The sequence below is a fragment of the Vibrio sp. Vb0888 genome (assembly GCF_033338835.1).
GTDB classification, from domain to species: Bacteria; Pseudomonadota; Gammaproteobacteria; order Enterobacterales; family Vibrionaceae; genus Vibrio; species Vibrio alginolyticus.
Genome location: NZ_JAWOTL010000007.1, coordinates 1 through 24,712 on the forward strand (window position 1 = coordinate 1; position 24,712 = coordinate 24,712).

At 44.7% G+C, this 24,712-nt stretch carries 21 protein-coding genes; 12 read left to right on the plus strand and 9 right to left on the minus strand.

The genetic code is table 11. From position 1 onward, the window contains the following. From R7P72_RS11780 to R7P72_RS11800, 5 genes are all read right to left on the minus strand, one after another. Positions 1-1,410, minus strand: a 1,410-nt coding sequence (locus tag R7P72_RS11780) for a VWA domain-containing protein (RefSeq protein ID WP_318110533.1), incomplete at its 3' end; no start/stop codon positions are given. Further along, complete coding sequence (locus tag R7P72_RS11785) at positions 1,403-2,407, minus strand: vWA domain-containing protein (RefSeq protein WP_213906931.1); 1,005 nt, start codon at positions 2,405-2,407, stop codon at positions 1,403-1,405. The genes R7P72_RS11785 and R7P72_RS11780, both read right to left, overlap by 8 nt. Continuing rightward, positions 2,400-2,876, minus strand: coding sequence for a DUF4381 domain-containing protein (locus tag R7P72_RS11790; protein WP_025768549.1), 477 nt, complete (start codon positions 2,874-2,876; stop codon positions 2,400-2,402). Before R7P72_RS11790 ends, R7P72_RS11785 begins: the two co-directional genes overlap by 8 nt. A gap of 37 nt (positions 2,877-2,913) precedes the next feature. Continuing rightward, entirely contained in the window at positions 2,914-3,840 is a 927-nt protein-coding gene (locus tag R7P72_RS11795) for a DUF58 domain-containing protein (protein WP_025768548.1), read from the minus strand. Positions 3,841-3,853: 13 nt separating this feature from the next. Beyond that, entirely contained in the window at positions 3,854-4,810 is a 957-nt protein-coding gene (locus tag R7P72_RS11800) for an AAA family ATPase (RefSeq protein ID WP_025768547.1), read from the minus strand. Between the two features lie 310 nt (positions 4,811-5,120). Between R7P72_RS11800 and R7P72_RS11805 the strand changes: the two genes are divergently transcribed. The 8 genes from R7P72_RS11805 (at position 5,121) to R7P72_RS11840 (ending at position 14,021) form a co-directional block, all read left to right on the plus strand. Further along, complete coding sequence (locus R7P72_RS11805) at positions 5,121-7,037, plus strand: methyl-accepting chemotaxis protein (RefSeq protein ID WP_025768546.1); 1,917 nt, start codon at positions 5,121-5,123, stop codon at positions 7,035-7,037. 56 nt (positions 7,038-7,093) lie between these two features. After that, positions 7,094-7,294 (plus strand): restriction endonuclease subunit S, encoded by a 201-nt coding sequence (locus R7P72_RS11810; RefSeq protein ID WP_005375165.1) that lies wholly within the window; start codon positions 7,094-7,096, stop codon positions 7,292-7,294. A gap of 246 nt (positions 7,295-7,540) precedes the next feature. Then, positions 7,541-8,209, plus strand: coding sequence for a LuxR C-terminal-related transcriptional regulator (locus R7P72_RS11815; RefSeq protein WP_025768545.1), 669 nt, complete (start codon positions 7,541-7,543; stop codon positions 8,207-8,209). A gap of 228 nt (positions 8,210-8,437) precedes the next feature. Beyond that, complete coding sequence (locus R7P72_RS11820) at positions 8,438-9,094, plus strand: LuxR C-terminal-related transcriptional regulator (RefSeq protein WP_031777174.1); 657 nt, start codon at positions 8,438-8,440, stop codon at positions 9,092-9,094. A 206-nt stretch (positions 9,095-9,300) separates the two neighbouring features. Next, positions 9,301-9,891 carry a calcium-binding protein gene (locus R7P72_RS11825; protein ID WP_005375168.1) on the plus strand — a complete coding sequence of 197 codons (591 nt, stop codon included), beginning with the start codon at positions 9,301-9,303 and terminating at the stop codon, positions 9,889-9,891. A gap of 152 nt (positions 9,892-10,043) precedes the next feature. Then, on the plus strand, positions 10,044-11,762 hold the full coding sequence (locus R7P72_RS11830; protein WP_025768544.1) for a type I secretion system permease/ATPase: 1,719 nt from the start codon (positions 10,044-10,046) through the stop codon (positions 11,760-11,762). Next, on the plus strand, positions 11,737-13,077 hold the full coding sequence (locus R7P72_RS11835) for an HlyD family type I secretion periplasmic adaptor subunit (protein ID WP_005383906.1): 1,341 nt from the start codon (positions 11,737-11,739) through the stop codon (positions 13,075-13,077). Before R7P72_RS11830 ends, R7P72_RS11835 begins: the two co-directional genes overlap by 26 nt. Positions 13,078-13,172: 95 nt before the next feature. Continuing rightward, a complete protein-coding gene (locus R7P72_RS11840) occupies positions 13,173-14,021 on the plus strand; it encodes a mechanosensitive ion channel family protein (protein ID WP_005375171.1) in 849 nt (282 codons plus the stop codon). A gap of 95 nt (positions 14,022-14,116) precedes the next feature. Here the strand turns inward: R7P72_RS11840 and fhuB are convergent, their stop codons facing one another. The 4 genes from fhuB to R7P72_RS11860 are packed head-to-tail and all read right to left on the minus strand — an operon-like array spanning position 14,117 to position 19,940. Further along, positions 14,117-16,084: a Fe(3+)-hydroxamate ABC transporter permease FhuB gene (fhuB, locus tag R7P72_RS11845; RefSeq protein WP_025768543.1), complete on the minus strand. Its 1,968-nt coding sequence runs from the start codon at positions 16,082-16,084 to the stop codon at positions 14,117-14,119. Beyond that, a complete protein-coding gene (locus R7P72_RS11850) occupies positions 16,081-17,010 on the minus strand; it encodes an iron-siderophore ABC transporter substrate-binding protein (protein WP_025768542.1) in 930 nt (309 codons plus the stop codon). Before R7P72_RS11850 ends, fhuB begins: the two co-directional genes overlap by 4 nt. Further along, positions 17,001-17,786: an ABC transporter ATP-binding protein gene (locus tag R7P72_RS11855; protein WP_017635311.1), complete on the minus strand. Its 786-nt coding sequence runs from the start codon at positions 17,784-17,786 to the stop codon at positions 17,001-17,003. The genes R7P72_RS11850 and R7P72_RS11855 overlap by 10 nt, the downstream gene beginning before the upstream one ends. Positions 17,787-17,837: 51 nt before the next feature. Further along, entirely contained in the window at positions 17,838-19,940 is a 2,103-nt protein-coding gene (locus R7P72_RS11860; RefSeq protein ID WP_025768541.1) for a TonB-dependent siderophore receptor, read from the minus strand. A gap of 145 nt (positions 19,941-20,085) precedes the next feature. Between R7P72_RS11860 and R7P72_RS11865 the strand changes: the two genes are divergently transcribed. The 4 genes from R7P72_RS11865 (at position 20,086) to R7P72_RS11880 (ending at position 24,711) form a co-directional block, all read left to right on the plus strand. Continuing rightward, positions 20,086-21,939, plus strand: coding sequence for an ABC transporter ATP-binding protein (locus R7P72_RS11865; RefSeq protein ID WP_042521744.1), 1,854 nt, complete (start codon positions 20,086-20,088; stop codon positions 21,937-21,939). 237 nt (positions 21,940-22,176) lie between these two features. Continuing rightward, complete coding sequence (locus R7P72_RS11870; RefSeq protein WP_171344188.1) at positions 22,177-23,211, plus strand: DUF4118 domain-containing protein; 1,035 nt, start codon at positions 22,177-22,179, stop codon at positions 23,209-23,211. Beyond that, entirely contained in the window at positions 23,208-23,906 is a 699-nt protein-coding gene (locus R7P72_RS11875) for a response regulator transcription factor (RefSeq protein ID WP_053307901.1), read from the plus strand. The genes R7P72_RS11870 and R7P72_RS11875 overlap by 4 nt, the downstream gene beginning before the upstream one ends. A 151-nt stretch (positions 23,907-24,057) precedes the next feature. Then, on the plus strand, positions 24,058-24,711 hold the full coding sequence (locus R7P72_RS11880; RefSeq protein ID WP_005375180.1) for a potassium channel family protein: 654 nt from the start codon (positions 24,058-24,060) through the stop codon (positions 24,709-24,711). Position 24,712: the final 1 nt, after the last annotated feature.

Below are 24,712 nucleotides of genomic sequence, written 5' to 3' on the forward strand. Positions count from 1 at the left end.
CTGTTGCTGTTGCTGTTGCTGTTGCTGTTGCTGTTGCTGTTGCTGTTGCTGTTGCTGTTGCTGTTGCTGTTGCTGTTTTAGCTTTTCTTCTACAACCGATAGGTTTTTCTTCGCGGCTTCAAAGTTAGGCTTTTCCTCTAGCAGTTTTTTATACAAATCAGCCGCATCTTCTAATTGACCATTTTGAGCGAGCGAGTTGGCGAGGTTATAGCGGCCGTTAAGGGAGGCATCATGAGAAAATGCTTCGATAGCGGCTTCGTAGTCACCTTTTTGATAACTGGCGGCTCCTTTCCAGCTTGGGTTTGTAAATAGGTTTTGCGCCTGTTCATACTCACCTTGCTTGTAGAGTTCCGCTCCTTGTTGGTCGGCATTTAAGAACGGATTAGCTTCTGCATGCGGTGTCCACGTTACTGGGACTGCAGTCGCAACTACCACCCAAATCAGGCCACGTCGAAACAGTAAAGCCGCAGGAAGAAGTAACAACGGCAGTAACCAAAAGCCACTGTTGAGACGAGAATCAGTTTTAACTTCTTCGCTTTGGGTCGCAGAAAGCTGGCTACCAATGTTATTAGTAAAGGCCGCGATATTTTCAACATCACGGTTGGTGTGCTGAATAGGAACAAATAGACCGCCAGTTTTATTCGCTAGCGTCTGTAGGTTTTTCAGGTTTGTTTTCGCTACGACGGTTGTGCCTTGTGCCGTTTTTAGCAGAGAGCCATCGGGCAGCGCGATAGGCGCACCGTTAGGAGTCCCGACGGCAAGAACAGAAATGCGAAACTTTGTACCTTGGACTAAATCTAACGCGCGAGACAGCTCTGACGTATCAAGATCATCCGCTAACACGATGATATCGCCTTGTTGCGTGCCGGCTTGAGAAAACTGGTTGATCGCCAGTTCAATCGCGGCAGGCAGGTTTGCTCCTTGAAAAGGCATCAGCTCTGGTGACAAATTTTCGATAATCCCCGCAAGCGTGCTGGAATCAGTTGTCAGTGGACTTAAGTTATAGGCATCGCCAGCGTAAGCAATAAGTCCAGTGGCTCCCTCTTTCCATTTAGGCAGCAAATCGAGCGCCTTATAACGTGTTTGTGCTAGCCGATTGGGTTTGATGTCTGTAGCAAACATAGAGCGAGACATATCAAGCACCAAGATACGGTTTTGGTTTAACTCAAAGCTTGGTCGAGCATTGGACTGCCAGCTTGGCCCCGCTAATGAAATGCAAGTTATTGCCCAAGCTAAACCCCATAGAGTGAAGTAATGCTTAGACTGCGTGTTTTGTCCGAGCATCCGCGATAGGTGAGGGGCAATCAGTGTGGACTTTTGGGCTCTAAATTTGTGATTAAGCAAGAGTGCAATAGGGATCACGATGAGCCCCAAAAGCCAATAAGGATTGAGGAAAATAAACTCAGCCATGTTTTCTCCTTAATAGGAATAACAATACCGATAATACAAATGCAGCGCTTAATGGATATGGAAACCATTCAGACTGTGGGCGCCAAGTTTGTGTGTCGCTAGATACGGGTTCTAGCTGGTTGATGGTGTCATAAATCTTTTCGAGCTCTTCTGTATCTCGCGCTCGAAAATATTGTCCACCTGTCACCTCTGCCACTTTAGTCAGTGTTTGTTCATCTAAGTCGGCTGCGGTGTTGACTTTGCGAGTCATGAAAAACTCTTTCACCATCATTTCACCAGCGCCCACACCCACGGTGTAAATAGTGGCGTTGTATTTTTTCGCAATTTCCGCTGCTTCTAGCGGCTCGAGAACCCCTGCAGTATTGCTGCCGTCACTGAGCAAAATCATGACTCGTTGCGGAGCATCACTGTCTACAAAGGTTTTTGTGCCTAAACCAATACCATCACCAATGGCGGTTCGTTGACCAACCAAGCCGATGACGGTTTGATTAATCTGTTGCATGACGGTTTTGCGGTCTGCAGTGAGTGGTGTTTGCAAATAAGCATGGTCGCCAAACAAAACAACTCCGAGACGGTCACCTTTTCTCTTTGCTACGAAATCAGACAGAACTTTTTTGACTGCTGTGAGGCGATCGATATATTCGCCGTTGAGTTCCATGTCTTCCTGCTGCATCGAACCGGACAGATCGACGACTAACATCAAGTCCCGATATTTGGGTTGGAATTCAACGGGATCGCCAAACCAAACTGGACGCGCACAAGCGACGACAAGAAGGCCCCAGATCGCGATTGAAAGCGCTTTTTGCAGGGCTTGCTTAGGTTTGCTGCTATTCTCATTAGTTGGTAAGTACGCCAATTTGATCTCGGCTTGTTGAGATTCTTGTGGCAGGAACTTGTATACCAGCCAGGGGATGGGCAACAAAAACAGTGCCCACCACCAGACAAATTCAATGTTTAGCCATTGGGCAAGATCGGTTATGAGTGTTTGCTCAGTCACGGTTATTTGCCTTTTTCTTTGGTGGCAAAGCGTAGGTTATCCAAACGACACAATCGTCTACCAAGCTTTGATGATGCCCTTGGGAGGAATTCTGATACAACGCTTCTTGCCACTGATGTTGTTTGTCTACGAATCGACTTTCTTTGGTATGGCTATCGAGAAATTCATACCAAGCGATTCCGGTTAATGGTGCGATCTCTTCACGCGGAAAGTAACTCAATGCTGCCTGGCGCAATATTTCCAGAGCAGAAGAGGGGGTATGAGGCGCGGTAGGTTGAGTTAAAAGTGTTAATGCTGTCTTTTTTGCGCGTAAGTTTTTTTTACGCCATCTCACATAAAGACAAATGCCGAAAACGAAGAGCAAGGTGGCTGCAAGCACCACCCACCATCCCCAAGCGAGCGGAAACCAATCCGGTGCGTTTGGCAAAATCAAAGGTTCAAGGTCTAGGCTTTGGTTGTTTGTTGTCATTATTATTACTGCTTAATAAATACTGCTTGTCAGTTTGTTAGCTTAATTGTGAAATTAAGGGCCAGCCACTTGATAGCGTGTTAAATGGAATTGCTATCGAATGGCACTGCTGCTTAATGGTTTCTTGATGTTGGGTAAAGTGGCTTTCGAGTTCTCTTCGTTGTCCTTTAGAGCCAAAGTTAAACCATTGACTATGCAGCCCATCCGAAGCTTTCACTTGACCTCTAAAGTCTGTTTCGCCTCTTTCTAACGGATCATAAAACTGAACGGCCCTTACGCTATTGTGTTGTTTGAGTCGACGTAGTTGTGCCAGTTCCGTTGGTGTTACGTGGGCAAAGTCACTGAGCATAATCAATTCGCTGCCTTTTGGGGTGAGCGTATGAAGTGTCTCCAATACTTGTGTATAAGGCAGTGTACGAGTGTCGTTGCTTGCAGTACGAGTTACTTGCGCATTATGTATGTCGACTATGGCGTTAAGAATCCGCAGCCCTTGTCTTTGTAAAGAAGAGGGGCGAAATTCAAGACATTGATGTCCGTCATCAATCACTGCGCCGATGCGATCTTTTTTAGCTAGAGTTAGCCAAATTAGAACACTGGCAAAGTGGGCCAATTGAACGGATTTGAGTACATACTTAGATCCAAAATGTAGACTAGAACTTAGATCAAGATAAAGAATGACCGCTTGCTCTTTATCTTCTGCAAACAATTTTGTATGTGCTTTACCGGTCCTAGCGGTGACTCGCCAATCAATGCTGCGAATATCGTCGCCAGGTTGATATTGGCGCACCTCCATAAAATCCATACCTCGCCCTTTTTGGCGACTGGTATGGTTACCACTCATCTGCGACCAGAGACTCTGTGCTGGTGGTAACCAACGTACAGATTGAGTGCGATATTGGAGCAGCTCTTCAAGGGTTAATGTCACCCCATTCGCATGAGGTGGTAATGAATGTGTAGCGGACATATCACTCACCTGTTTATGCACTGCCAACAAGGTTTAGCAGTTTATCGATGACCTGGTTTGCCGTAATGCCTTCCGCTTGAGCGTGGTAACTCAACAATAAACGGTGGCGCAGTACCGGATAAGCCATGGTTTGAACATCTTCCGGAGAGACAAAATCACGACCAGCAAGCCAAGCGTGCGCACGTGCACAGCGATCAAGAGCGATGGTGGCACGCGGACTCACACCCATTGACAACCACTTGTCCAACTCAGTGTCATATTCGTTGGCTTGACGTGTCGCCATAACTAAACGGACGATGTACTGCTCTATCGTTTCCGCCATATGAATATCCAACACTTCTTTACGTGCGGTGAATATATCTTGTTGGCTTAACATTGGGCGTTCAACCTTTGCTTCGCCTTTTGCTTCTCCGCGGTTAATACGCAAGATAGATAGCTCATGCTCCGCATCTGGGTATTCCACTTCTAAATGCAATAAAAAGCGGTCTAGCTGCGCTTCAGGAAGGGGGTAGGTCCCTTCTTGCTCTATCGGGTTTTGAGTTGCCATAACCAAAAACAACTCTGGCAGCGGGTAGGTATGACGACCTGCTGTGACTTGTTTCTCTGCCATTGCTTCAAGCATTGCCGCTTGTACTTTGGCTGGCGCACGGTTTATCTCATCCGCAAGAATAAGCGAGTTGAAGATAGGACCTGATTGGAAAGTGAATTCTCCGGTTTCGGGACGGAAGATATCGGTGCCGGTTAAATCGGCTGGCAGCAAATCAGGGGTGAACTGAATGCGGTGGAAGTCGCCTTCAACACAGTCTGAGAGTGATTTTACTGCACGGGTTTTTGCTAACCCAGGAGGGCCTTCAACTAAAATATGCCCATCCGCAAGAAGCGCAACAAGCAGTTGCTTTACCAGATCTTGCTGTCCGATGATCTGCGACTCTAAGTATTGCTGAAGAGTTTCGAAGTTAGATTTATGCATGCTTTGGACTCTCGGTATCCATGTGATTTTCGTGTTGAGTATTGGTCATTTTCCATGTGAAAAAAGTTCCAACGCTCTATTGCAATTTATCTTTTCAATATTGGGACGCTACAGAGAATTGCAAGTACGTGCTATCTCTGAAAGTGCTTATTTGACAGTGTGTTACATTTATTTTTCATAATATAATGAGAAATGCCTCTAGTTTTGTACATATGAGCCGATAAAGATTCCGTGGTGTGCGTGTCATGAGATATGCACCTGATTCCCCTTGTGGGGCCAATAACAAGTGATTCTTTTAAAAGGTCCGAATATGTTGAAACTTCATTCCTTGAGCATCAAACAGAAGGTTGTACTTGGCATTACGTTTGCTGTTCTAGCATCAACAATCATTGTTGGTGTTATGGCTCAGCGTCATGCGAGAGATGTATTGAGCCATCGTCTTATTGACATCGAGCTACCTGCGATGTTGCAGCAAATCAATACCGAAATTGACCGCGAAGTTGTCGAAATGCAACAAGCGGCAAAACAGCTGGCTACAAACGAATTTATTGTTGAAGCCCTATCTAATACAGACCGTGATCCGTCAGTAGAAGTTCAGTTGGTTCAGCAGCTCAATAACGTTAAATCACAGTATGGTCTTAATGATGCGTCGGTAGCGAATCGTCAAACGGCATATTACTGGAATCAAAACGGATTCTTACGTCAACTTAACCGAACGCAAGATGCTTGGTTCTTTGGATTTACGTCGTCTGGTCAAGAAACGTCCGTGAGTGTGTTCCAAGAGGCAAATGGCGAAGTGAAAATGTTTGCCAATTTCCAAGATCTTAATGGTACATCAATGTCAGGTCTCTCTAAATCTATGGGAGACATGGTTACTTTGCTCAATGGGTTTAAAATTGAAGATACGGGTTACGTGTTCCTCACTAATGAACAAGGCCAGATTCAAATACACCGCCAACAAGGTAAGAACCAAACTTCTATCACTAAACTATTTGGTAGTGACGCAAGTGCGCTGTTGAACAAAAATAGCTTCAACCTAATTAATGTGGAGTTTGAAGGGCAGGATACTTTTGTTTCTAGTTTGTATGTTCCTTCAATGAACTGGTTTGTTATTGGCGTGGTTCCCGTTGATGAAGTATTCGCAGACCTGAATGCGACAGCTAAAAAAATGCTGTTTACGACCATCATTGTTGCCGTTGTATTCATCCTCATGGGCGTATGGTTAGCAAACAGCATTACGAAACCAATCCGACTGATTGCCGATCGTTTTACCGACCTTGGGCAAGGTGAAGGCGATTTGGCGCAGCGTATTGAAATTAAGGGTAATGATGAAATTGCTCAGCTTTCAAAAGGCTTTAATGGATTTATTGAGAAGATTCATGCCACGATGAAAGAGGTTGCTTTAACCAGTGGCTCATTAAGTCAAGCGGCAGAAAGTGTGTCAACGAAAGCAACATCCACACACGACAACAGCCAAGAGCAGCGTGATCAAACCATTCAAGTAGTTGCAGCTATCAACCAAATGGGTGCGACCATCAGTGAAATTGCATCGAACGCTGCTACCGCTGCTGATACGGCAAATCAGGCTTCAGATAACACTCAAACTGGTCGAGAAGTTGTGATGAAAGCAAAAGAGGTGATCAGCCGCCTAGCCGATGATGTTGAAACAACCAATATTGTTGTTACGCAGTTGGCATCGACAACCAAAGATATTGGCTCGATTCTGGGGGTAATTCGTGACATCTCTGAGCAAACGAATTTACTTGCGCTAAACGCTGCAATTGAGGCTGCTCGTGCTGGTGAGCAGGGACGTGGTTTTGCGGTTGTTGCTGATGAGGTAAGAAACCTAGCTTCACGCACGGCCGATTCTACAGAAGAGATTCAGCGCATGATCAATCAGCTTCAAAGTGACGCACAAGACGCGGTAAGTGCTATGGAAGCGGGCAAAGCGGTCACCATAGAAGGGGTTACTTCTACCGATGAAGCAGTCGAGGTATTAATCAGTATTTCTGAACGAATCACCGACATCTCTGATCGTAATACACAGGTTGCAACGGCGACGGAAGAGCAATCCACGGTGGTGCATACCATTAATCAAAATATCGAAGAAATCAACGCGATAAATGAAATGACAACCGCGACAGCAGAAGAGTTGGCGGATGCAAGTCGCGATCTTCAAGCGCTCTCTTCTCGTTTGGACAAGATGGTTGGTAGCTTCAAGTTATAGAGTTGGATAGAATAGGCGAAGTTTAAAAGTTCAATCATTAATTTTAGGTAAGTACTATGAATGACTTCGAAAAAGAACTAGAGCAAATTTCTCAAGAAACCGCTCAGGAGCCAGAAGTAAAACTGCCGTCGCTAGAAGAGCAAAAAGCGATCGTCGCTGAGCTGAAAAAGCTGGAAGCGGAAGGTAAGCTGACGCCAGAAGTGTTAGAACAACACTTTGGTAAGTTTAACCAAAAAAACGCAGTTCCAATCCACTAAGTTAGGTGGTGTTTTGCCTCTAACGTGCGTGATTAAATCACCTGCTCAAACACAAAAAGGGAGTTTATACTCCCTTTTTTAATGTCTGAAAAATGCTAATACCTCTCACATACTTGCCACTTAAAAATTATTGACACTTCAATGAGTTATTAATTAGTACTAGTGATTTTCATACTTGACAATACTACCGCTCTATCTAAATCTATTGCGTATTTCAATAAAAACGACCAAGGGAATGCGATCAGGATGGAGCAGCAAAAAAAAAGAAACGTTATTTTAATCACGGAGGGAAGTCTACAGTCATCTCTGTTGAAAGATGTATTGGAGACCAAACTCGGTATTAGTGTTGCTCTAATCACGCCAGATAATCTGATTCACGGAGTGTTACATGAATCTCTTGCATCAGCCATTATTGTTGATTGCAGCGTGATCACGGATGAAATTTTTCGCCGTTATGCGGAGTTTAAAGCGGCCAAGCAGAAAAACACGCTTGAAATCTTAATTAATTGTGAGCAATCCATATCGACAGAAGACCTCTTTGCTTGGCGTACTTTGGCCGGTATTTTCTATACCTCTGATGATATAAAAACGTTGCAAGTTGGTATTGGTAAGGTGCTTCAAGGAGATATGTGGTTCAGCCGTAAGTTTTCTCAGCAGTACATTACTTACCTTCGTCGACATTGCAAACCTATAAATAAGAATGTTTCGGCTATTCTGACCAAACGAGAGCAACAAATAATTACCTTTCTTTCCATGGGGGCGTCCAATCAACAAATCGCCGAACAATTATTTGTCAGCGAGAATACGGTAAAAACGCATTTACATAATATTTTCAAGAAGATTGATGTGAAAAATAGAGTTCAAGCACTTATTTGGGCAAAGGAAAATATTTCAGACAACTCGTTAACGGTGTAATGCTATTGCAATATTAGGTTGCCTAATTTAGTAAACTCTTAATAATTTCTGTGACCTGAATGTGTTAAAAGTGTTTCTTTTATGAGAAACACTTTTTTTGGTTCTCTTTTTAATAACTTTAGAATTTAAAAAAGTAGCAAATAACTTTACTCTGTGAACTAGCACTTACATATCAAACTAAGTGCTGACGATTAACTACTAATTTAAGAATGTTAAGTCACTGAAAGTATGAGAAACATTATGGAACAGTATATGGAAAAGCCTGAAATCCTAATGCTCACTCAACAAAGTTTACAGAGTGAAAACTTTAAGGAAATGCTTTCTAAAAATACAGAAACTAAAATAACGATCATTGATACTAAAAACCCTAGTTATCATGAACTCATTCCGGAACGCTACTTTTTGCTTGTTGATTTTTCAGTTGAGATTCCTTCCGAAACTTTAGTTTATTTAAAAGATAGTAATAAAGTGCTAGGAACTATAATGCTTAATCTAGGTTATGACTTAGACACAGAAGAACTCGCTTCTTGGCCTCATGTAAAAGGTATATTTGGTCCAGGAGATTCAATGGACAAGGTTTGTCAGGGATTAAAAGCAATAATAAAAGGGGATAATTGGCTGTCTCGAAGATTACTTGATCAGCTAGTAAATTATTATCGAGGCAGAGAAGTAAATAGCATTATCGAACCTGCTATTGAGGTTGAGCTTACTCGGCGTGAAGTTCAGGTTTTAAAAATGTTGAAAGAAGGTGGTTCAAATATGGAAATCGCTGATTCTTTATTTATCAGCGAGCATACTATTAAATCACATCTATACAATATTTTTAGAAAGTTAGAAGTAAAGAACCGTACGCAAGCTACAAGTTGGGCTAAGAGAAACCTGTAGTACTAGTATTAACTTGCTGTAATAAAAAGAAAATACTCTATAAAGTACTAAATTTTATATTTATTATTAAAATGTCAGTCTGAAATATCATCCCATATTCAAACTTATTCCTATTCAGTTGACTATTAGACTTCTCATGTCGTGACGAATCTAGTCAGACGTGGAACAGAAGGTCTATTCAATTAATAAGCTAAGAGGGAATAAAAATGAGCGCAAGTGACAATGACACGTATTTAGGCGATGCAGGTGTAAATAACCAATTTGCTGATTTCGATGGCGGCGATGATTTGTTTATCGGTTTTGGTGGTAATGACTCGTTTGTTGGCGGTGGCGGTAATGATTATGTGATCGGCGGCGACGGCGACGATCGCCTAACTGGTGGTGCTGGAGATGACATCCTTAGGGCTGGTACAGGAAACGACTACCTCGGCGGTGGTACCGGTAATGACTTGCTGTTGGGTTTGCTGGGTGACAATAAATTAAATGGTGGTGTCGGTGAAGATATTCTTGTTGCTGGTTCTGGTGACAACGTTTTAGTTGGCGGCAGCAATGGCGATAAGTTTGTGTTCACGGATAAGTTTGGTGGCCATGGCGAAGCCAAAGTTGTTGATTTCACCATTGGTGAAGACTCTTTGCACATCATTAGCGACTCTGTCACAGACTTTGGTGATTTAAGCTTTAGCTACGATGCAGTTGGGAATGCAGTGTTTACCGATGGGGCTGATCTAACAGTGAAACTTATTGGCGTGACTGAAACTGACATCAACACCTATGGTGCTGATCTGTTCGTAATCTAAACGACTGAAAATAACTCTGGATGTGAATTAGTTTGCGTGGCTCTGCCATGCTGAGGTGAACTAATCGGACACTCTAGAGCGATTTGAGGTTACCTTAAGCTAGGCGCTAGTATTTCTGGCGCCTACAATTTTCACGTTAAACGGAAGTAGTCGTGCAAAAAACGGTTTTCAAAGAAGTGAAACAAAAACTATGCACGCTTGCGGGCTTGCTGATCGTTTTTAGCCTTTTTATCAACTTATTGGTTCTCTCGATTCCGTTGTACATGCTTCAAGTGTACAACCGAGTGATATCTTCCTACTCAACCGATACTTTATTCTTGCTCACTGTCATCGTAATTGTCGCGTTGTTAACCATGTCCATCATCGACATTGCACGAGCACAAATGAGTAAATCTTTTGGTTATTGGATGGACACAAAACTCTCCGCTTTCATGCTCAAGCGCACGATTCAATATCAATCACATACCGGGAAGAGTTATACCTCGCAAACTCTGAGAGACATTCAGAACATCAAAAGCTTTTTGAGCAGTCAAGCACCTTACCCACTGTTGGATGCGCCCTGGACACCGCTGTTTATTTTATTTGTGTATTTATTGCACCCGATATTAGGTCACATCGCGTTACTTGGATCTATCGTATTGTTTAGCCTAGGTCTACTTAATGAGCTAATGACGCGTAAAACAATGCAAGAGAGCGAAGTCAGAGCGATTTCTCATATCAACAACGCAGAATTAGCCACGCAAAACTCCAATTCAATTCTCGCAATGGGGATGATGAATGCATTTTTAGAGAAGTGGCAGTCGCGCGTGAGCGAAGTGAATGTGCTTGAAGAGCGAGTTGCAGGTAAGTCTATCTACATGGCTAACTTTTCTAAGTTTGTGCGTGGCTCATTACAGATATTTTTACTGGGAGGTGGTGCATGGTTAGTTATCCAACATGAGATAACGGCAGGGGCGATGATCGCGAGCTCCATATTAATGAGTCGGGCATTATCGCCGATGGAGCAGGCGATAGGCACGTGGCGAAGCGCGATGTCTGCTAAAGGCGCCTATAAAAGGTTGAAAGAAATCGATGCGATCGTGCGCCAAGATGAATCAGATATGCCACTGCCTAAACCAAAAGGACACTATGAGCTTTCCGGACTGGCCTATCGCCACCCTGGAGCAACTGAACCAGTGCTCTCATCGCTCAGCTTATCGATTCCTCCGGGTGTTGCTGTTGGGGTGATTGGCCCTTCTGGTACGGGTAAATCGACGTTTGCTCGGCTGCTATTAGGTACGGTTAAGCCATTAGCGGGTAAAGTGACTCTTGATGGTATGGAAGTCTCCGTATGGGCATCTGAAGATCGCGGCGTGCATTTTGGGTATCTCGCTCAAGAGGTGGAGTTATTTCCTGGCACAATTCGAGAGAACATCGCGCGCTTTAAAGAAGAAGACCCCGCTAAAGTCATCAAGGCGGCGCAACTAGCAGGATGTCATGAATTAATACTCAAGAAAAACAAAGGCTATGATTGCATTATTGGTGAAAATGGCCGTGGTTTATCTGGGGGGGAAAGGCAGAGAATCGCTCTTGCAAGAGCCGTTTATGGCGACCCATCTATTGTGATTTTCGATGAAGCGAATGCCAACCTCGATGGTGAGGGAGAGGCTGCGTATCAACGTTTGATTGCCCATTTAAAAGCACAGAGTACAACGATTATCGTCATTGCCCACAATCCGAGTACGTTACGACAAATGGATAGGCTGTTGTATTTGGCTGACGGCCGAGTCAAGTTATACGGCGCTAAAGATGAAGTATTAAAACGTTTGATGGGCGAAGAAAGAACAGATATCCCAAGGGTAAGAAATGAGCAATCAACTGCCAACCGTTAATCAGAGTTCTACCGAGATCGTATATCGTTTTAGCCCCAAAGCGAGACTAAGCTTTCGAAAACCAATTTTACTTGGTGTGGTGACCTTAAGTGTTTTTCTTGGAGGTCTTGGCTACTGGGCTGCAACAGCCAAATTAGAAAGTGCAGCGATTGCTTATGGTGATTTGTCAGTTCTCACTAAGCGACAAGAAATTCAGCATTTAGAAGGCGGTATTATTGAAAAGCTATATGTACAGGAGGGGGATTTAGTCGAAAAAGGTCAGTTATTAATTCAACTTTCTAAGCGTCAAGCTATGGCTAAGTTGGACTCGTTAAGTGGTCGTTTTATCCATACTCTAGCAAAGGAAAACCGTTTAAGTGCGGAGCTTGACGAGCTTCCAACGATTGTATGGTCTGATGATCTTGAAAGCATTCCCCGTGTCGATATCGTACAAGAAGCACAACTGGTTCAAAACAAGATCTTTGAAGCGAGAAAGCGATTCTTTGATAGTAAACTGAGTATCATTGAGCAGAGTATTTCTGGAGCAAATTTAGAGCTTGAAAACCTTCAGCAAACCAAAGTGATTGAGACGGAACGACTCAACTTTATTGCTGAAGAAATAGACAGCAACCAAGCCTTGGTGCAAAAAGGTTTCTCGGGAAAATCTACTTTACTTCAACTCAAGCGCTTAGCAGCGGAGGTGAGAAGTACCTTAAGCCAGTTAGACAGGCAATCGCTCACCGTTAGAAAAAGGTTAGATGAGAACCTAGCGCAAATTGAAGAGTTGAAGCTTGAAAGGCTGAATGAGATTGTCGAGGAACTACGAAATACCAAAACGGAAATTGTCGCAATTCGGGAAGAATATCGCTCCGCTCAAGATATTGTCGCAAGAACAACGATCAACGCACCTATTTCTGGTCGCGTAGTCAACATGCAAGTGTTTACCGAAAAAGGTGTGATTGGGTCGGGTGAAACGTTACTAGAACTGGTCCCGCAAGACGATAAGTTGTTAGTCGAGGCTCGTGTTAATCCTCAGGATATTGATTTAGTGAATCCAGGCCAGCAAGCGCATGTTCGTCTGACCGCTCTGAATGCACGGACGTTGGCACCTTTAGACGGTACAGTGCTGACGATTTCTGCCGATAAGCTCTCGCAAGAAAACCAAGAAGATTTTTATCTCGCTAGAATTGCAATTTCACCGGAAGATGTGACAAAACATCGTTTAACCTCAGGTATGAATGCCGAAGTGCTTATTTTATCTGAGCCACGAACGCCATTGAGCTACCTAATAAAGCCAATTACAGAAAGCATGAATCGCGCCTTCAGAGAGGAGTAATTTCAAAAAGACTTGAGTGAGCACGGACAACAGACAAAATAATTTGTTATCGTTAGCTGTTACTGGGCCGTATTTTTATTCGAGGGAGCCGTGGAATGGAGAAAGTGCAGTTAGTTGTCGATTTTCTTCTCACTCATAAATTGATTTTTACCGCACTGATCTTTGCGATTATGTGGTTAATTCGTCGTGCAATTTTATCGATGATTCGTGGTGATCACGCTTTTCTCTCAGAAGATCAGCGTAGTTGGATGTCCAGAACTAAAAATGGCACCTTTGCTGTTACATTACTGATTTTATTTATTTTATGGCAATCAGAAATTAACGAGTTTGCTCTGAGTGTAACGGCGATTGCCGTTGCCATTGTAGTGGCATCCAAAGAAATCATTTTGTGTTTTACGGGTTCGATTCAAAGAGCAAGTTCACGTTCTTTTCGCGTTGGGGACTGGATTGAGGTCGGGAAGTTATGCGGTGAAGTGATTGAGCACAATATGATGGCGACGGTGATTCAAGAGATCGACCTGCATCATGGGCAATATCATTACACCGGCAAAACAGCGACATTGCCTAATAGTATGTTCTTTACCTATCCAGTAAAGAACCTCAACTTCATGAAGCGGTACGTTTACCACAACTTTTCTGTAGTGGTGAAAGACTTCGTCAATTTGTATCCACTGCTACCGATTTTAACTGATAAAATTGAAGAACATTGCAGTTACTTTGCTGATGTTGCACATCGTTACAATGCGATGATTGAAAAACATGCCGGTGTTGACCTTCCTGGTTCTGAGCCACATATGCATATTTCTAGCAACATTAATGGTGAACAAATTCTGCACGTGATGATTTTCTGCCCAACCGATAAAGCGAACCACTTAGAGCACTTAATTCGTAAGGACTTTATGGAACTTTATGAGCAGCGTTTTCCTGTAGTGCGAGAAGAATAGAGCATCGTACTTCGCCTTTAATTTCAAACCCCGCTATCAAAATAGCGGGGTTTGTTTTTCTTAGCGTATTTTTAGGCTGTAACAATATTCCCAACTTAGCTGAATTTACTCTTCAGCATTAAAAATAGGAAGTAAGTGCTGCCTATAATAGCGACCAACGTGCCAGCTGCGACCTGACTTGGATAAATAGCGATTTGTCCTAGCCAATCTGCCCACAACATTAGGGTTGCGCCAATTAAGGCACCGACACACAGTTGCTCTTTCACTTTTCTTGCTCCTAACATCATCGCCATATGGGGAGCGACCAAGCCAACAAAAGATATTGGACCAACTGTAGCGGTAGAAAAGGCGCATAACAAAGCAACGATGGTGAGCATAAGCGTATTGGCTACGGTAGGGTTAAGCCCTCGTGCATTTGAGAATTGTCGCCCGATGGAAATTAGTGTTAGCCAACGAGAAATCGAGAATACAGCGGCAAGCAGAACTATTATGGCCAAACATAGCATCAGTGCGGTGTCGGCTGTGACTCGATAAATAGAACCAGTTAGCCACAATAAAATTTTGTAACTGTCACCTGAGCCTTGAGCTAGCGAAAATTGAACGAGGGCTTCTAATAGTGCCGTTAGTGCGATGCCGGACAACACGAAGTTAGATGGATTAAAATGGCTTCGTTTACCGATAATCAGCAATAACATCAATACGGACATACTTCCGAAAAAAGCGATACCCCAGCTAAATACGGAGAGAAGCGACCCAGCGATGACTCCTGTCGTTATAATGGCAAACGTGGCTCCGGAAGACACACCGAGAATATCGGGACTTGCCAGAGGGTTATAAACAATGCGTTGCAAAATGATTCCGGCAACGGATAGCGCAATACCGACAGAAAGTGCGGTTAACATTCGCGGCCAACGCAATTGCCATTGGAACTCACCTGGCACAGACCATTGAATTCCGTTTATACCATGGGTAACGAATGAGTAAGCTAGAATCCCAACCAGACTGAATAGCGCAATGCTGCATACCGCGCGTTTAGAAAGCGCCGTTTTTCCTTGGCTCATTGAAAGGTTAAGTTGATCGGTTGCCGTCAGCTTTTTACGAGTAAACCAAATTAAAGCGGGAGCGCCAATAGCTGCAGCCGCTACACCGCTAGGAATGGTTTCCTCTAACCATAAGCTCAGCGAGATAGCGGCAGAGTCTGTGATGATTAGTAGCATTGCGCCCAAAAGCATGCTGCTGATCAATTCGTCGCGCGGTGTTCTTGCCCCCATCGCTCTGGCAATATTGGGTGTCAGTAATCCGATGAAGCTGATAATGCCAACTGCGGTGATTGAGGCAGATACCAGCCAAATACCCATCACCATTAACGCACCAAACGCGGGTAATACCGCTAAGCCTCGGGCTGCTGCGCCTTCTTGTCCTAGTTTCATTAAGGTCAGAATACGTGGTGCGACGATCAAAATTACGATTGCGATAGCGCAGCGAGGCAATAACCACTCAAACCAATCCCAGCTGTATTGAGAAAGGTCTCCGGCTCCCCACATAAAAATATTCTGTGCGAACTGGGCGTTTAAAATAATAATGGCTGTGGCGATAGAACCGAGCAAGATATTGATCACCATCCCCGAAACGACCAGCGGCAAACCTGTCATGTTACGCACACCGGCAATTGATACGATCAGGCCAAACGCCACTAAAGCCCCAACCATTGCGGCTAATGCAGAGTAATCGGCGACCCAATCGACGAACCAAATGTTTACCACGACTAATGCAAGCCAAGCACCAGAAGAAGTGCCAAGAGTCAACGGCGAGGTGAGGTTATTCTGCGTTAATTGCTGCATTAAGCTGCCGGTGAGACCAAGCATGGCACCAACAAGCAGGGTCATACTTAACCTAGGAAGCTGCGCTTGCGTAAAGAATACATCACGAAACTCGGTTGCTACCTCTGGTTTTGTTAATAATTGCCATTGTTCGAAAAGTGATAAATTAGTATCAATTTGTAGGCTAAAGACGCTAAGTAATGTAATCAGCGCCAGATAACCAATATAATGTTTCGTTCTCATTGTTCTGGTGCCAACTCTATTAGACTGTCGGTAATCGCTTCAGCGGTGTATTGCAAAGACATGGCACCGCCATACGCCCACACTGCTCTGACTGAATTTACCCGCTGCTTCTTTACAAACGGCATCGCTTGCCAAAGTGGCGACTCTTTCAGTTTTCGTTCTTCTGGGAAAGGCTGTACGTAGAGAACGTAGCTGTTTTTGAGGCCCTGAAGCCGATTGATTCGATCTTGCTTTACTCCCCACGCTCGTGGGTCCTCTTTAATTGGAGCCTGTAATCCCAGTTTTCTAACCACGTAGTCAGTGGTGGAGTTTTCGGTTGCAAGTAATACAGTATTCGGAGTTGAAAATCGCATCACAAGAACGCTGAGTGGAGAAGAGTAATAGTGGCGAATTCGCTGGCGCATCTGCGCAAATGAAGCATCTAATTCTGCCAGTTTCTGTTCCGCAAGTGCCTCTTTATTGAATAGCTTGCTGAGCGTACGAAAGTGACGAATGGCCGTTTCAGCTGCGGCCTCATTTTCAGAAAAATTAGGTAAATAGATTACCGGAGCAATTTGTTTGAGTAACGGAATCAAGTCTTGCTGTGGAGACGCAGCAAGGATGACATCTGGTTTCAAACTGGCTATTTTTTCTAAGTTGGGTTCTGCTCGGGTTCCAATATCTTCAATTGACTCTGGTGCAGTTGGATTGACGACCCATTGGCGGTAGCCTGGTAAATTTGGGGCTGCGATTGGTTCTACGTTTAGCGCCAAAACTTGTTCTAAGATGTCCCAGTTTAAGGCTACAACGCGTTGAGGCGCTTGCTCAAAACTATGCTCGCCATATTCATCGGTAACGGTGATGACTGCATGTGCATTGGTCATAAAAAATGCGAGGAGAAAAGCAGATTGTGTAACCACAGTAAGTAAACGAGCTATTATGCGCATACAACAGCCACCTTTTGGCTCGCTAATGTGTTAGCCGGGCTTGGGTGTTCAATCAGCTTAATTGGTGACTCATATAGTTTAGAAAGGCGTGCCTCGTCTAACAACATGTCGGCGTTGCCTTCAAAGGCAATCTTACCTTTTTTGAGCGCAACAATGTGGGTGGCGTAGCGCAGTGCTAAGTTCAGATCGTGCAGGATCACGATAATGCCTACATTCTCGGTTCGATTCAGTTCTGCCAGCAGCGCCATTAGTTGAAACTGATGGTGAACATCGAGCGCCGAGGTTGGCTCATCGAGAATTAAAATTGGCGATTGTTGAGCCAGTAGCATAGACACCCAAGCACGTTGGCGCTCGCCGCCCGATAAGTCATCCGCCAAAGCTTGAGCAAAAGGTGTAACCCCTGTTCGTTCCATAGCCTGCGTGATGATCTGTTTGTCTTCAGCTTTCCAACGACCAAGTGCCCCACGCCACGGAAAGCGACCTAAGCGCACTAGCTCTTCTACCGTTAAACCAGCCGAAGAGGGCAGCTTTTGTGGCAAATAGGCGATCTGTTTTGCCAACTCTTTGGTTTTGAGTGATGAAAGGGAAGTATCGTTTAGTGTTACCGTGCCTTTATCTGGTGGCATTTGACCAGAAAGCAGGTTCACCAGTGTCGACTTACCTGAACCGTTATGGCCTAAAACGACCGTTAGCTCATTTGTTGGGATGTTAAGTTGTTCGATGCCGAGGATCTGACGTCCACCTCGCACGATCTCAATATTAGACAGTTGAAACATGGATGGCTCTTAGGAGAAAACTCCCCTCAATAGAGGGGAGTAGAAGTACAATTACCAGCGGTAGTTTGCGTTTAGCATAACAGAGCGAGACTGGCCGTAGTAACACCAGTAATCGCAACCTGAAACAAACTCTTTATCTAGGATGTTGTTCACGTTTAGCTGTGCTTGCCACTGTGAAGTGATGTCGTAAGTGACTGACGCATCCCAAAGAGTGACAGAAGGAACCGTTAGGTTCGAGCTCTTAGGGTTATCTTTTGACTCACCTACGTAGCGCACACCAGTACCGATATTGAGGCCTGGAATCAGGCTGTAGGCGCTGTAGTCTACCCATGCAGACGCTTGATGCTCAGGAATAAGTGCGGCTTGTTTTTTACCTTGGCCAAAGCTCTCATCTGTTTTCGCTTTAGTGTAGGTGTAGCTTGCCATCAGTTTTAGATCGTCGGTTAGCTGCGCCGTGCTTTCTAGCTCAATACCTTGAGATGTCACTTCACCTGTTTGTGTCGCAATCCATGTTGATGGGTTAGTGACCAACGCGTTCTTTTGCGTGATGTCGAACCATGCAAGGTTGATAAAGCCATCCATAAAGCTTGGCTCATACTTTACACCCACTTCTACTTGCTCGCCTTCCAGCGGTTTGTAAAGTTCATTGGTTGCCGCATCAATAGTGCTGATCACTTCAAACGACTGAGAGTAGTTTGCGTAAGGTGACAGGCCATTGTTTGCAAGGTACATCACACCCGCACTTAGAGAGAGCTGACCATCATCACGAGATTCACTTTGATCAACGGTAGCGCCCTTGCCAGAGTTTTCTGTTTTCACCCAGTCGTAACGAGCACCTATGTTACCAATCCACTGTTCATGCAGTTTCAATTGGTATTGTGAATAGAGACTTGCTTGAGATTTCTCAATCTCACGTTTCACGTTGTTGGCAGGATCAAGAGGGGTGAAGTTGCCGTAAACTGGGTTCCACGGGTTGATAGTGCCAAATGCATAGTTGTCTTGCTCGTCGCCATCGGTTTTGTGGAATTGCAGATCCATACCGATAAGCACTGTGTGCTCTGCGTTGTCTGTCATCCAGTTGCCGACAGCATTGTTATCGAACGTGATGCTCTGGTTTTTTCCGTCACGGAATACGATGCCTTGCGTTAACTCTTCTTTCGCTGGATCGTTGTTTGAGAACGCGTAAGAGCTGCGCAAGTACAACTCATTCGAACCGTAGTTGAGGTTTTGCGAGAGTGACCACGTGTCATTGATGTCGTGCTCTAGTAAGTAACCTAGAGAAAACTGCGTGCGTTCGTATTTATCGTAGTTTGGCTGACCAAGGTTAGTCGAAGGATCGATTTTGCCAAAGTTAGAACCAATCAGAGTACCTGCTGCCGGGAAGAATGGGTTAGTTGGTACACCGTCATCATGAAGGTAAGTTGCCAAAACGGTCAGCATTGTACGGTCAGAAATGTCGAACTCGACACTTGGCGCTAGGTAGAAACGCTCGTTGTTTGTGCCGTCCAGTTCACCATCTTGGCTTGTCATCAAGCCAACCAAACGATAGCGCACAGTGCCTGCGTCGTTTGCTTCGTCAGCAATGTCAAAACCTACGGATTGGTGTTGGTTGTTGCCAACTTCGACTTTTACTTCGCCTTGAGGCGTAAACGTTGGTTTTTTCTGAACAGCATTCACGATACCGCCTGGTGCCGATTCACCAAACAGAATAGCCGATGGACCTTTAACGACTTCTACACTTTCTAGGCCGTAAGGTTCGACCAACCATGTGTAGTAACCATCGCGGAATAGGCGGTTGCCGTTTAGGTAAGTCGCTGCATCAAATCCACGAACTTTGAACCAATCAGTGTCGTTGTCTGCGCCATAAGGCTGAGCGGTTACACCAGACGTGTAGCGTAATGCTTCATCTAGCTTTTTCGGTGCACGAACACGAAGTTCATCTTCAGAAATGATAGATACGCTGCGCGGCGTTTCTGCTGCCGGGGTTTCTACTTTAAGTGCTTGCGCGGTGACCGTTATGGTCTCCATGGCAATCACGTCATCTTGTACGACGTCTTCTTGAGCTTGTGCTGTGAATGCAACCACTGCTGTAGGTGCTAAAGCACAAACCAACGCGTTGCGGATAGCGATGGTCAGTGAGTTATTCTTTTGCATAAATCTATTCCCGATAATTATGATTAACGCTAAGCTTAATTGTAATTATTATCATTTGAGCTTTTGTTTCGGTATTTTACTGACTTTTGTATCAAAAGATAGTAAAACGTTCGCAAATTCATTCGCGGTACCTAAAGTCATTGTTATGTTCAATTGGTTTGAAAAACTGACCCAACCCTTTCCCCAGATGGAAACCGAAAAGCCACCGAAGACGCTATTTGGCTTTTGTCGTTTTTACACTCGTGGCTTTGAAGCCCCTTTACTCGTTATGGCTGTGTTCAGTGCGCTTATTGCCATTACAGAGGTGACGCTGTTGCGTTATATGGGCGAGCTCGTCGATATTCTCTCTAATCAAGATCGCGCAACATTCTGGCAAGACCAGGGTGATCGCATGCTAATGATGCTGTTCTTAGTGGCGGTTGTGATGCCAGCTCTCGGTTTTGTCCACTCAATGGTGATGCACCAAACGTTATTGGGTAACTACCCGATGTCTATCCGTTGGTTGATTCACCGTTACTTGCTAAAACAAGCGGTTGGATTTTTCCAGCGTGACTTTGCAGGCCGAGTTGCGACCAAAGTGATGCAAAGTGCGTTAGCGGTACGAGAAACGGTCATGAAGCTGGTGGATGTACTGGTTTATATCAGCGTTTATTTTCTTTCGATGCTCTGGATGATGGGCGAAGCCGATGGTTTGCTAATGTTGCCTATTGTGATTTGGATAGGAATGTACGCGGTTATCCAGTTCTACTTTATCCCTAAAATGAAACAAGTAGCGACAGAGCAAGCGGATGCTCGTTCTGTAATGACTGGGCGCATTGTCGATTCTTACACCAACATATCTACCGTAAAGCTATTCGCGCACTCGCAACGAGAGTTGGAATACGCAGAAAGCAGCATGAAGCAATTTTTGGTGACGGTTTACCGCCAAATGCGCATGGTGACTTGTTTACTGTTTAGTGTGGATGCCATCAACTATTTGCTGCTGATGTCTATTAGTGCCATTTCGGTTTATCTATGGCTAGATCACGCTGTAACAATTGGTGCTATTGCGATTGCCATCAGTATTGCGTTGCGCGTACAAGGTATGTCGAAGTGGATCATGTGGGAAGTTAGCGCACTGTTTGAAAACATCGGTACAGTAGTAGACGGTATTAATACGATTTCAAACGATGTTGAAGTGAAAGACGTACCAAATGCTAAGCCTTTGCAAATCTCTCAAGGTGAGATCTGCTTTGATCACGTAGGTTTTAACTACAGTGATGAGAAGGCAGTATTTGAGAACTTGAATCTGACTATCAAACCGGGCGAAAAAGTCGGCATTGTCGGTCGCTCTGGGGCAGGTAAATCCACGTTGGTCAACTTGTTGCTGCGCTTTTACGACGTAAATAGCGGTAAGATTTGTATTGATGGACAGGACATTTCTCAAGTTGAACAAGAGTCGCTTCGCCAACACATCGGTATGATCACGCAAGACACCTCTTTGCTGCATCGTTCAATTAAAGAGAACATTCTTTACGGTGATCCAGATGCTTCAATGGATGCCGTTATCGCAGCTGCTGAGAAAGCACATGCTCATGATTTCATTCAATCTCTACGAGACGAGCAAGGTAACGTTGGCTATGACGTTGAAGTGGGTGAACGCGGTGTGAAGCTGTCTGGTGGTCAGCGTCAACGTGTGGCGATTGCTCGCGTTCTGCTGAAAAACGCGCCAATTTTGATCATGGATGAAGCAACGTCTGCACTTGATTCAGAAGTAGAATCGGCAATTCAAGAAAACCTTGAAGTTCTGATGGAAGGAAAAACAGTGATTGCGATTGCTCACCGTTTATCAACGATTGCCGCGATGGATCGTTTGATTGTAATGGATGACGGCAAAATCATTGAGCAAGGCTCGCATTACGAGCTGCTGCAATTGGGTGGTGTTTACGCTCAGTTGTGGAAGCATCAAACCGGCGGATTTTTGTCTGAGCAAGGTGATGCTCAACTGCAAGTCATCTAATATGACGCTACACGAAAGAGGAGCAAATGCTCCTCTTTTTTGTGTCTGTCGTTTATACCGAGTAAGTAGGCGTTAATGGGCAACGTTAACTTGTGATTATTCATTGAGTTAGGCCAACTTAATGATGATTATGTTTATAACTCACTGTCGTTATTGAATTTTTTACGCTTTTTTTACGCGAACTCCGAATGGGCTTTTGCTAAAGTTTTCTACATCGAATTTTGGTTGATGTATTTTATGTTTGTTCAATGGCGAGATAACACCTTTCTCTTTTCTACTACCGTGATTGTTGGTGCGGTTGTCGTCTCATGGCTGTTAGACCAACTGTTTGGCTCTACAGCCGCAGTCCTGCTGATTTTACAGTTAGCGGTCGTGGTAGTGGCGTTTCAATGCAACTCGCGATTCGCTTATGCGGCGGCGGTGGTCGAAGCGTTGAGCTTCAACTTCTTTTTCACGACGCCTCGTTACTCTTTGCAGATGTTTCGTCCGGAAGACATTTTTAATTTAGTCGTGTTTATGGTGGTGGCTTTTATCACCAGCACCTTTGCGGATCTTTATCGTCGGCAGCAGGGAGAGTTAAAACAAACCAAGCTGCAAAACAGCATCCTGCTATCGGTGTCCCATGACCTACGCACGCCGCTAGCAACCATTATTGGAACACTGACCACACTCAACGAGTACATGCCCAAGCTCGATGACTTAGAGCGTAAAGAATTGCTCGACAGTGCGACTTCAGAAAGCCATCGCTTGCATCAATATATCGAGAACCTCTTACAGGCGACTAAGCTCCAGCACGGCACATTAAAAATTACCAAAAAAGATGAGCTGATTGCAGATATTGTGCGGGATGCGGTTTCTCGTTTGCCGAATTACACCGAGAAAGTGTCCATGAATATGGATGATTCCGTTGGTTATTTATCAGTAAGTCGTTCGCTCATCGAACAAGCGATTTTTAATGTGCTGGATAATGCCATGCGATTTTCACCAGAGAATGAATCTGTTGAGGTTTCACTTTCTAAGCAGGGTTTGTCGTGCGTGATTGATGTTCGGGACATGGGGATTGGCATCAAAGCTGAAGATGCGGAAAAAATATTCAACCTTTTCTATTCCGGCGCGAACAACAAATCGGCCGATTCAGGCACCGGAATGGGACTCGCGGTTGCCAAAGGCATCATCATCGCACACCAAGGAGAGATTCAATCTATGCCAGTATCAGAAGGGACGCTGATCCGCATTCTACTTCCACTCAATCAAGGAGCAGAGCAGGCGTGAGTTACAAAGTTTTAGTCGTGGACGATGAGCCTCGCATTCATACCTTTATTCGAATTTCGCTGTCTGCTGAAGGGTTTGATTACATTGGCGCGAGTACCATTGCAGAAGCCAAAGCGTGTTTCGAAGCACATTCGCCGCACGTCATTCTGCTAGATTTAGGCTTGCCCGACGGCGATGGGACGGAGTTTCTCACGACGCTTCGTCAGACGTATAAAACGCCAGTGCTAGTGCTGACAGCTCGCGATCAAGAAGAGGAAAAAATCCGCCTTTTAGAAGCGGGCGCGAATGATTACTTAAGCAAGCCTTTTGGCGTAAAAGAGCTCATCGCGCGCATCAAAGTGCTGGTTCGAGATTTGGTGGATGAGAAATCCATCGCTGATGAGCTGGTGGCTGGCCGAGTCAAAATCATCAAAAGCACCCACCAATTTTGGTTGGATCAGAGGGAAATTCCACTCACCAAGAAAGAATTTTCTTTCATTGAACAGTTGATTCTCAAGCCGGGAAAACTCATTGAGCAAACTCATTTGCTAGCGGTGATTTGGGGAAAAAGTCATGTCGAAGACACTCACTACTTACGCGTGTTAGTGAGTCAACTACGCAAAAAACTGAACGATAGTGCTGACGAACAGCGGCTATTAAAAACCGAGCCGGGGCTGGGTTATCGTTTAGTGCTTGAGACGTCCAAGCACCACTAAATTCCAAATTTAATCAACGTTAATGCCAAGGTTTAGTGCTGGTTATCGGCACTCGAACAGGATTCGTGTTGCCTATTTTTCGTGACGGAAAATCAGCCTAGCCCTTAGCGCATTAGCATTTTCTATACATAAAACACAGTTAGGGATTGATATGGCTCACTTTACAGTAATTGGTTTAGGGCGATTTGGCGTTGCCGCTAGCTTAGAACTTATTCATCTTGGACACACCGTAACGGGGGTGGATAGCGACCCGAAAATCGTCGAGAAATACGTCGAAGAGTTAACGCAAGCGGTCATATGTGACGCAACAGACGAAGGTGCACTCAGAGAGTTAGCGTTAGCGAACAGTGATGTGGTGTTGGTGGCGATTGGCGAAGACATGCAAGCCAGTTTGTTGTGTACGCTGGCGCTGAAAAATCTGGGTGTGAAATCTATTTGGGTCAAAGCGAGCACCAAAGCACACCACACCATCGTGTCTAAGCTTGGTGTACAACGCATTATTCATCCGGAAGAGGAGATGGGCGTAAGAGTCGCGCAGGCACTCAACTATCCGATGGTGAACAACTATTTGGAAATGGGGCATGGTTTGTATGTGGTGGAAATCCACGTTAAATCCAATCTGCACGATACGCCGCTTTCTAAGTTGATCAGCCGAGGCAGTTACAACATTCAGCCTATCTTGGTGAAGCGCGAAGAAGCCGTCTACACCAATATCAATGATGAGTTTGTGCTTAATGAGTTCGACACGCTGTTGCTTTGCGGTAGTCGCGCTGAGCTGAAATACGTCGCTCCAAGGTTGGTGTAAC